Origin of the sequence: Streptomyces sp. NPDC005931 (genome assembly GCF_042871235.1) — a bacterium.
Taxonomy (GTDB): Bacteria; Actinomycetota; Actinomycetes; order Streptomycetales; family Streptomycetaceae; genus Streptomyces.
In genome coordinates this window covers 138,236-146,614 of the sequence record NZ_JBIAIG010000015.1, presented here as the reverse complement: position 1 = coordinate 146,614, position 8,379 = coordinate 138,236, and the positions used below count along the sequence as shown (strand labels likewise).

General features: G+C 73.1%; 9 protein-coding genes and 1 rRNA gene. 7 read left to right on the top strand and 3 right to left on the bottom strand.

From position 1 onward, the window contains the following. Window positions 1-91 (top strand): 5S ribosomal RNA (gene rrf, locus ACFYOV_RS28410); the annotation flags it as partial. 86 nt (window positions 92-177) lie between these two features. Here rrf and ACFYOV_RS28405 read toward each other — a convergent pair. Continuing rightward, on the bottom strand, window positions 178-1,320 hold the full coding sequence (locus ACFYOV_RS28405; RefSeq protein WP_389092354.1) for a hypothetical protein: 1,143 nt from the start codon (window positions 1,318-1,320) through the stop codon (window positions 178-180). A 57-nt stretch (window positions 1,321-1,377) separates the two neighbouring features. Between ACFYOV_RS28405 and ACFYOV_RS28400 the strand changes: the two genes are divergently transcribed. After that, window positions 1,378-2,139, top strand: coding sequence for a tetratricopeptide repeat protein (locus ACFYOV_RS28400; protein ID WP_389092352.1), 762 nt, complete (start codon window positions 1,378-1,380; stop codon window positions 2,137-2,139). Between the two features lie 85 nt (window positions 2,140-2,224). On the opposite strand, the gene ACFYOV_RS28395 is transcribed toward ACFYOV_RS28400, so the two are convergent. After that, entirely contained in the window at window positions 2,225-3,517 is a 1,293-nt protein-coding gene (locus ACFYOV_RS28395) for a DUF1015 domain-containing protein (RefSeq protein ID WP_389092343.1), read from the bottom strand. Window positions 3,518-3,589: 72 nt separating this feature from the next. Here ACFYOV_RS28395 and ACFYOV_RS28390 point away from each other — a divergent pair, with 72 nt between their 5' ends. Genes ACFYOV_RS28390 through ACFYOV_RS28375 form a run of 4 tightly spaced genes read left to right on the top strand, consistent with a single transcriptional unit; the run spans window position 3,590 to window position 7,641 of the window. After that, window positions 3,590-4,621 carry an HAD-IIA family hydrolase gene (locus ACFYOV_RS28390; RefSeq protein WP_389092340.1) on the top strand — a complete coding sequence of 344 codons (1,032 nt, stop codon included), beginning with the start codon at window positions 3,590-3,592 and terminating at the stop codon, window positions 4,619-4,621. A 49-nt stretch (window positions 4,622-4,670) separates the two neighbouring features. Beyond that, window positions 4,671-5,714, top strand: coding sequence for a FecCD family ABC transporter permease (locus ACFYOV_RS28385; protein ID WP_389092338.1), 1,044 nt, complete (start codon window positions 4,671-4,673; stop codon window positions 5,712-5,714). After that, complete coding sequence (locus ACFYOV_RS28380; protein ID WP_389092336.1) at window positions 5,711-6,748, top strand: FecCD family ABC transporter permease; 1,038 nt, start codon at window positions 5,711-5,713, stop codon at window positions 6,746-6,748. The genes ACFYOV_RS28385 and ACFYOV_RS28380 overlap by 4 nt, the downstream gene beginning before the upstream one ends. After that, window positions 6,745-7,641, top strand: a complete 897-nt coding sequence (locus ACFYOV_RS28375) for an ABC transporter ATP-binding protein (protein WP_389092333.1) — start codon at window positions 6,745-6,747, stop codon at window positions 7,639-7,641. The genes ACFYOV_RS28380 and ACFYOV_RS28375 overlap by 4 nt, the downstream gene beginning before the upstream one ends. On the opposite strand, the gene ACFYOV_RS28370 is transcribed toward ACFYOV_RS28375, so the two are convergent. Continuing rightward, window positions 7,625-7,972, bottom strand: a complete 348-nt coding sequence (locus tag ACFYOV_RS28370; RefSeq protein WP_389092331.1) for a sterol-binding protein — start codon at window positions 7,970-7,972, stop codon at window positions 7,625-7,627. The genes ACFYOV_RS28375 and ACFYOV_RS28370 overlap by 17 nt on opposite strands. 43 nt (window positions 7,973-8,015) lie before the next feature. Here ACFYOV_RS28370 and ACFYOV_RS28365 point away from each other — a divergent pair, with 43 nt between their 5' ends. Next, entirely contained in the window at window positions 8,016-8,378 is a 363-nt protein-coding gene (locus ACFYOV_RS28365; protein WP_389092328.1) for a hypothetical protein, read from the top strand. The last annotated feature ends 1 nt before the right edge of the window (window position 8,379 follow it).

The window sequence follows — 8,379 nt, the reverse complement described above, 5'->3', positions numbered from 1 at the left end:
GCCCGGTTACATTCCGAACCCGGAAGCTAAGCCTTACAGCGCCGATGGTACTGCAGGGGGGACCCTGTGGGAGAGTAGGACGCCGCCGAACAATCTTTGGAAGGACCCCTGGTCACCAGCGTTCAGCTGGGACCAGGGGTCCTTTTTTCTTTATGCTTGCGGTACCGAAGACAGGAGTCACCGATGTCCACCAACTCTCCCGACGACCGACCGGAGCGCGATCAGCGGCGACGGGACAGTGGTGACCGTTCCGACCGTGGCGGCCAGCGCGGCGGCCCGCGTCGGAGCAACGACCGCGATCGCGACCGAGGATTCCGCAGGGACGGCGACCGTCCTGGCGACCGTCCTTCCTTCCGCCGTGACGACCGTGACCGTGACAGGGATCGCGACAGGGGCGGTGAGCGGGGGTTCCGTCGGGACGACCGCGGTGGCGGCCGGCCGGAACGGGGCGGCGTCCGGGGGCGTGAGGAGAACCGCGGCGGTGACCGCGGTGGCTACCGCGGCCGGGACGACCGCAGGGATGACCGTCGGGACGACCGGCGGGACGACCGGCGCGACGGTGAGCGCGAGCGTTCCGGCTTCCGTCGCGACGACGACCGTGGTTACGGCCGACGGGATGACAACCGGGGCGGTGATCGCGGCGGCTACCGCCGTGATGACAACCGCGGTGGTGAGCGGGGTGGCTTCCGCGACCGGGACGACAACCGTGGCGAGCGCGGCGGGTTCCGTGGGCGGGACGACCGGGGCCACGGCGGAGACCGGGGCGACCGGGGTGGTTTCGACCGTGGTGACCGTGGTGGCTTCCGTCGCGACGACAGCCGCCGTGACGACCGCGGTGGATACCGTGGCCGTGACGACCGGGGCGACCGAGGTGACCGCGGCGGCTTCCGGCGTGACGAGGGCCGTGGCGGCGGGCGTGGCGATTTCCGGGGCCGTGACGACCGTGGTGACGGGGGCGGGCGTGACGATCGCGGTGGCTTCCGTCGGGACGACAGCCGCGCCGGCGAGCGCGACCGTGGCTTCCGGCGGGATGACAACCGCGGTGGCGACCGAGGCGCTTTCCGCGGCCGTGACGACCGTGGTGACCGGGGCGGACGTGACGATCGCGGTGGCTTCCGTCGGGACGACAGCCGCGCCGGCGAGCGCGGCGGGTTCCGCCGTGAAGACAGCCGAGGTGGTGACCGGGGCGGGTTCCGCCGTGAGGACGGCCGAGGTGGTGACCGGGGCGGGTTCCGCGGGCGGGACGACCGGGAGCGTGGGCCGCGGCGCGACGACCGTGGGGGAAGGCCCGGCGGATTCCGGGGCCGCGACGACCGGCACGGCGGCGGTGGCCGGTTCCGCGAGGAGCGGGACCGTGACCGCGAGCCGATCAAGCGGCTGCCGATCCCCGAGGACGTCACCGGCGACGAGATCGACAAGGACGTGCGGCAGGAGCTCCAGAGCCTGCCCAAGACGCTCGCGGACGACGTCGCCAGGAACCTGGTGATGGTCGCCCGGCTCATCGACGAGGACCCCGAGGGCGCCTACGGCTACTCCAGGGTGGCCCTACGGCTGGCCTCGCGCGTCGCCGCCGTGCGGGAGGCCGCCGGTTTCGCCGCGTACGCCAACCAGAAGTACGCCGAGGCGCTCGCCGAGTTCCGGGCCGCGCGGCGGATGACCGGCACCGTGGACCTGTGGCCCGTCATGGCCGACTGCGAGCGTGGCCTCGGGCGGCCGGAGAAGGCGCTGGACATGGCCGGCGCTCCCGAGGTGCAGAAACTGGACAAGGCCGGGCAGGTCGAGATGCGGCTCGTCGCGGCCGGCGCCCGGCGCGACATGGAGCAGCTGGACGCGGCCATCGTGACGCTCCAGAGTTCGGAGCTGGCGTCCAACTCCGTACAGCCGTGGACCGCGCGGCTGCGGTACGCCTACGCCGACGCCCTGTTCGCCGCCGGGCGGGTCGACGAGGCGCGGGAGTGGTTCGCCAAGGCCGTGGAGGCCGACCGGGACGGCAGCACGGACGCCTCGGACCGGCTCGCCGAGCTGGACGGCGTGGAGTTCGTGGACGCCCTCGACGAGCGCGAGGAGAGCGACAGCGAGGTCGACGACCGGGCCGGCGACACCGACGGCTCCGCGGACGAGGACGACGACGAGGACTGACGCCGGCGTCCGGCGCGACGGCAATGTGTGAAGGGGCGGGTCCGGGAACGGGCCCGCCCCTTCGGCGTATTGACAGGTCAGCGGGTCACAGGTCGAGTGCGCGCAGGACCAGGCCCGAAGCCGGCTTCGGCCCGAAGGACGTCGACTTGCGCGGCATGGTGACGCCCTGGCGGGCCAGGTCGCGGACGACCTCCTCGTGCACCGGGTGCATCAGGACGGCCGTACCGCCGTCGCGTTCGGCCTTCTCGACGGTGGCCGCCGTGTCGTGGATGTAGGCGATGTGCGCGGGCGAGTCCTCGGGGATGCGCCAGAGGTGCTCCAGGAGTGTGGCGTGCAGGACCGTGGCGTCCAGGGTGCGCCACGCCACCGGGCGGTCGGTCGGGACGGTGCGGGCCAGCAGGTCCGGGTCCGGGCGGTCCACGAGGTGGAAGGCACCGTCACCGGCGAGGAGGAAGGCGTTGCCCGTGTCGGCCGCCTCGGCCAGCGCGTCCATGGCCGCGGGCAGCGCGGAGTCCACGCGCCGGACGCGGAACAGGCCGTGCAGGGCGCCCAGGGCGTCCGCGACCGGCAGGCCGTGCAGGAGACGGTGGATGGCGCGGACGCGCAGCGGATAGCGGGCCGTGTCCACCAGGAGGACCAGGCCGTGGTCCCAGGGGCTGGGCGAGGAGTGTTCCGCGCGCAGAAGGCGGTAGGTCGCCCAGCGGTGGTGGCCGTCGGCGATGAGGGCCTGGTGGCCGGCCAACTCCCCGCGGACCGCGGCCAGGTCGCCGGGGTCGGTGACGGACCACAGGCGGTGCCGGAAGCCGTCCTCCGTGGTCGTGGCGAGGAGCGGGGGCTTCCCGGCGACGCGCTCGATCAGATCGGCCGTGGCGTTCGCCGAGTCCTCGCCGCGGTAGGTCAGCAGCAGCGGTTCCAGGTTCGCCGACGTGGCGCGCATCAGGGCCGCACGGTCGGCGACCACGTGCGGCATGACGTCCTCGTGCGGCAGGACCAGTCGCTCGTCCGGGTCCGAGACGCGCAGGGCGCCGATGATGCCGCGCTGCAGCATGCCGTCGCCGTCGTGCTGTTCGTAGACGTACAGGCCCGGTTCGGGGTCCGCGCTCAGGACGCCGTCGGAGCGCCAGCGGTGCAGGGTGTCGGCGGCCTGGGCGTTGCGGGCCTCGGGTGTGTCGGCCTCGGGCAGGATCAGGCGGACGATGTTGTAGGGGTCGGCGGACTGGAGGTGGTGCAGGCCGTCAGGACGGACGACGACGTCATACGGTGGGGAGGTCACGGCGGCCAGGCTGCCGACCCGGTCGGGATCGTAGCGAAGGCCTCGGAACGGGGTGAGTTCCAGGCCTCGGCGCGCCGTTGCTTCCGAGTGACCTGCTGTGTTCATCCCGGCATCGTACGGGTGCCGCACCCATGGGGCATGATCGGGGGAAAGCCGTCGAACGAGGAGCGATGCGGAATGAGCCCGAGCGTCAGGACGAGGCCCGAGAGCAGTGGGCAGCCCCTGAGCGAGGCGTACGACACGGCGCTGCTCGACCTCGACGGGGTGGTGTACGCGGGCGGGAGCGCGATCGCCCACGCCGTCGAGTCGCTGGCGACGGCCCGTGAGGGCGGCATGCACCTCGCGTACGTGACGAACAACGCGCTGCGCACCCCGGACGCCGTGGCCGCCCATCTGACCGAGCTCGGGATACCGGCGGCCGCATCCGACGTCATCACCTCCGCGCAAGCGGTGGCGCGGCTCATCGGTGAGCAGGTGCCGCAGGGCTCCCGGGTGCTGGTGGTCGGCGGCGAGGGGCTGCGGGTGGCGCTGCGAGAACGCGGGCTGGTGCCCGTGGAGTCGGCGGACGACGACCCGGCGGCGGTCGTGCAGGGCTACGGCGGGCCGGAACTGCCCTGGGGGCGGTTCGCGGAGGCGTCCTACGCCGTCGCGCGCGGCGTGCCGTGGTTCGCGTCCAACACGGACCTGACCATCCCCAGCGGCAGGGGCATCGCCCCCGGCAACGGCGCGGCGGTGGAGGTCGTACGGATCGCCACGGGCGCCGAGCCGCAGGTGGCCGGCAAGCCGCTGCCCCCGATGCACCGGGAGACGATCCTGCGGACCGGGGCCCGGCGGCCGCTGGTCGTGGGGGACCGGCTGGACACCGACATCGAGGGCGCTTTCAACGGTGGTGTCGACTCGCTGCTGGTACTGACCGGGGTGACCGACGGTGCCCGGCTGCTCGCCGCGCCGCCGCAGCACCGGCCGACGTACGTCGACGCCGATCTGCGCGGGATGCTCACCGGCCAGCCCGAGGTCGCCGAGGCGGACGGCGGGTTCCGGTGCGGTGGCTGGACGGCGAGCGCCGTCGCCGGGCAGGGACTGGAACTCCGGGGTGAGGGCGCCGCGCTGGACGGTCTGCGTGCGCTGTGCGCGGCGGCGTGGACCGCGGCCGGGGACGGGGCGTGCGAGCTGGACGGCGGGAAGGCACTGGCCCGGCTCGGGTTGTGAGAGAGACCGGGGAGCGTCGACGATTAGGAGGGTAGGCTAACCTAACCGGGTGTTGGTCGACAGTCCTCCCGAACCGCGCGCGGACACTGCCCCCGCGCCCCGAAGCCGCCATGCCGTACGCGTCCTCGGGCTGCTCGTCTCCGTCGTGATCCTGCTGCTCGTCGCCCTGGCGAGCATCGCGGTCGGGGCGAAGGAGCTGACCCTGGAGCAGGTCTGGCACGGCCTGTTCGAGGACTCGGGCAACTACGGCGACGTCGTCGTGGCGGACAGGTTGTCACGCACCGTCCTCGGACTGCTCGTCGGCGCCGCGCTGGGCCTGGCGGGAGGGGTGCTCCAGGCGCTCACCCGCAACCCGCTGGCCGATCCGGGACTGCTCGGCATCAACGCGGGCGCGTCCGCGGCCGTGGTCACCGCGCTCACCTTCTTCGGCGTCACCTCGCTGTCCGGCTATGTGTGGTTCGCGTTCGCCGGTGCCGCGGCGGTCGGCGCGCTGGTGTGGTTCCTCGGCGGCAGCCGGGGCGCGACACCGGTGCGGCTCGCGCTCGCCGGCACCGCCATCAGCGCCGCGCTGTACGGCTATCTCCAGGCCATCATGATCCTCGACGACGCGGCCCTCGGGAAGATGCGCTTCTGGACGGTGGGTTCGCTGTCCTCGGCGAACGACGCGACCGTCACCCAGGTGCTGCCGTTCCTGCTCGTCGGCTTCGGGCTGGCGCTGGCGCTCGCCCGGCCGCTCAACGCCATGGCCATGGGCGACGACACCGCCAAGGCGTTGGGCGCCGACCTCAACCGCACCCGGGCGCTGTCCATGCTCGCCGCGACCGTGCTGTGCGGCGCCGCGACCGCGGCCTGCGGCCCCATCATGTTCGTCGGGCTGATGGTGCCGCACGTCGTGCGCTCCTTCACCGGACCCGACCTGCGCTGGATCCTGCCCTACGCGGCGATCCTGTCGCCCGTGCTGCTCCTCGGCGCCGACGTCATCGGCCGCATCGTGACCCGGCCCGCGGAACTCCAGGTCGGCATCGTCACCGCGATCATCGGCGGTCCGGTGTTCATCTTTCTCGTACGACGGCGGAGGACGGCCCAGCTGTGAAGACCAACCGTGCTGTGCGGACCCCCGGCGGCCTGTCGGTCCGGCTGGACGTGCGGGCCCTCACCGTCGTCGTGCTGCTGGTGCTCGCCGCGCTCACCGCGAGCGTGGTGCTCATCGGCACCGGCGACTTCCCGATCCCGGCCGCCGACGTGCTCAGGACCCTGGTCGGCGAGGGCGACCCGGGCCAGGAGTTCATCGTCACCGAACTCCGGCTGCCCCGGGTCCTGGTCGGCCTGCTGGTCGGTGCCTCGCTCGGCCTGGGCGGCGCGCTGTTCCAGGCCATCTCCCGCAATCCGCTGGGCAGTCCGGACGTCCTCGGCCTCGGACAGGGCGCCACGGCCGGAGCGCTCACGATGATCGTGCTGTTCTCCGGGTCCGCCGGCCAGGTCGCCGCCGGTGCGCTCGCGGGCGGCCTGGTGACCGGGTTCGCCATCTACCTGCTCGCCTGGAAGCGGGGCGTGCACGGATACCGGCTCGTCCTGGTCGGCATCGGCGTCTCCGCGATCGTCACGGCGGTCAACGGCTATCTGCTCACCAAGTCCGACATCGTCGACGCGGCCCGCGCGGTCGTGTGGATGACCGGCTCCCTCGACGGCCGCGACTGGGAGCAGGTCTGGCCGCTGCTCGCCCTGTGCGCCGTTCTCGTGCCGCTCGTCCTCGCCAACTCCCGCGGCCTGATGATGATGGAGATGGGCGACGACGTCTCGTACGCCCTCGGGGTGCGCGTGGAGCGGGTACGGCTGCTGCTCATGGTGTCCGCCGTGCTGCTCACCGCCTCCGCCACCGCCGCCGCCGGACCGGTCAGCTTCGTCGCGCTCACCGCGCCGCAGCTCGCCCGGCGCCTGACCCGCTCGCCGGGGCCCAACCTCGTGCCGTCGCTGTGCATGGGTGCCGCCCTGCTGCTGACCGCCGACTGGGTGTCGCAGCGCGCGTTCGGCGCCGACCAGCTGCCCGTGGGCGTGGTCACCGGCGTACTCGGCGGCGTCTACCTGTTGTGGCTGCTGGTCACGGAGCGCAGGGCGGGCCGGATATGAGCGCCCGCCACGACACGAGCAGCGCGGCCAGCGGGCCGAACAACCGAAGGAGCACCGTGAACCGACTGTCCGCCGAGAACGTCACCCTCGCCTACGACCAGCGCGTCATCGCCGAGCAGCTGTCGGTGGAGATACCGGACCATTCCTTCACGGTGATCGTCGGCCCCAACGCCTGCGGCAAGTCGACGCTGCTGCGAGCGCTGTCGCGGATGCTCCGGCCCAGCGAAGGCCGGGTGCTGCTCGACGGGCAGGTGATCCAGTCGATGCCCGCCAAGAAGGTCGCCCGCACGCTCGGCCTGCTGCCCCAGTCGTCGATCGCGCCCGACGGGATCACCGTCGCCGACCTCGTGGGCCGCGGCCGCTACCCGCACCAGGGCATCCTGCGCCAGTGGTCGGCCGAGGACGAGCGGGTCGTGCAGGAGTCGATGGCCCGCACCGGCGTCGCCGAACTCGCCGAGCGCTACGTCGACGAACTCTCCGGCGGACAGCGCCAGCGCGTGTGGATCGCCATGGCGCTCGCCCAGCAGACGCCGCTGCTGCTGCTCGACGAGCCGACGACCTACCTGGACATCCAGCACCAGATCGACGTGCTGGACCTGTGCGCGGAACTCCACGAGGAGCACGGGCGCACCCTCGTCGCCGTGCTGCACGACCTCAACCACGCCGCCCGCTACGCCACCCACCTCATCGCCCTGCGCGGCGGCGAGGTGATCGCCCAGGGCGCGCCGAACGACATCGTCACCGCCGGTCTCGTGGAGGACGTCTTCGGGCTGCGCTGCCAGGTCATCGACGACCCGGAGACGGGCACGCCCCTGGTGGTGCCGGCGGCCCGCAAGGCGCGGGCGGGGGCCGAAAGGGTCCAGGAGAGGGTCGGCGCTACAGGAGCTTCCTGAGCCGGAACACGTCACGCAGGCTCGCGTCCAGCCGCACCCGGCCCGAGCCCCAGGCCTTGGCGAAGTGCAGCTCGCCCTCGACCAGGGCCACCAGGTCGTCGCCCTTCATCGCGAGCCGGATCTGCGCCTTCTCGCGCGGGGGTCCCCGGAACGTGTCGTGCACCTCGATCCGGCCGCCGGTGAGCCGGCCGGCGAAGGTCGTGTCCAGGTCCGTGATGTGGCAGCTGACCGAGCGATCCATCGCGGCGGCCTCGCGGACGTCCCCCTCGGCGTGCTGCATGGTGTCCGAAAGCTTGTCGAGTGCGGCACGGCACTCCTCGATCGTGGCCATCGCGGACGACGGTACCGCAGCCGTTCGCGGTAGCGTCGGGGCCATGAACGACGCAGTGCCGGAGACGGAGGCCCCGCAGGTGCCCGCCCCGCAGGCGGAGCACGCCGACCCGCAGCGGCCGCCCGGGTACGACCCCGCCGGCCCCGCCCCCCTGGGCGTGCCGCGCACGGCCACCGGCAACGCCGAGGTGGACGCCCACCTGGGGCGGCTGGCCGACGCCGACCATCTCACCACCGACGGCCATGTCGAGGTGTACGAGGATGTGCACCGGGGGCTGCGCGACGCGCTCACCGCGCTCGACGCCCGCCCGGGACCTCCGGTGCCCACCGGTCACCCGACCACCACCCCCCCACGAGGCCCTTCGGGCCACGCATCCGATTCGACGTACCACAGACAGGGGAGCTGAA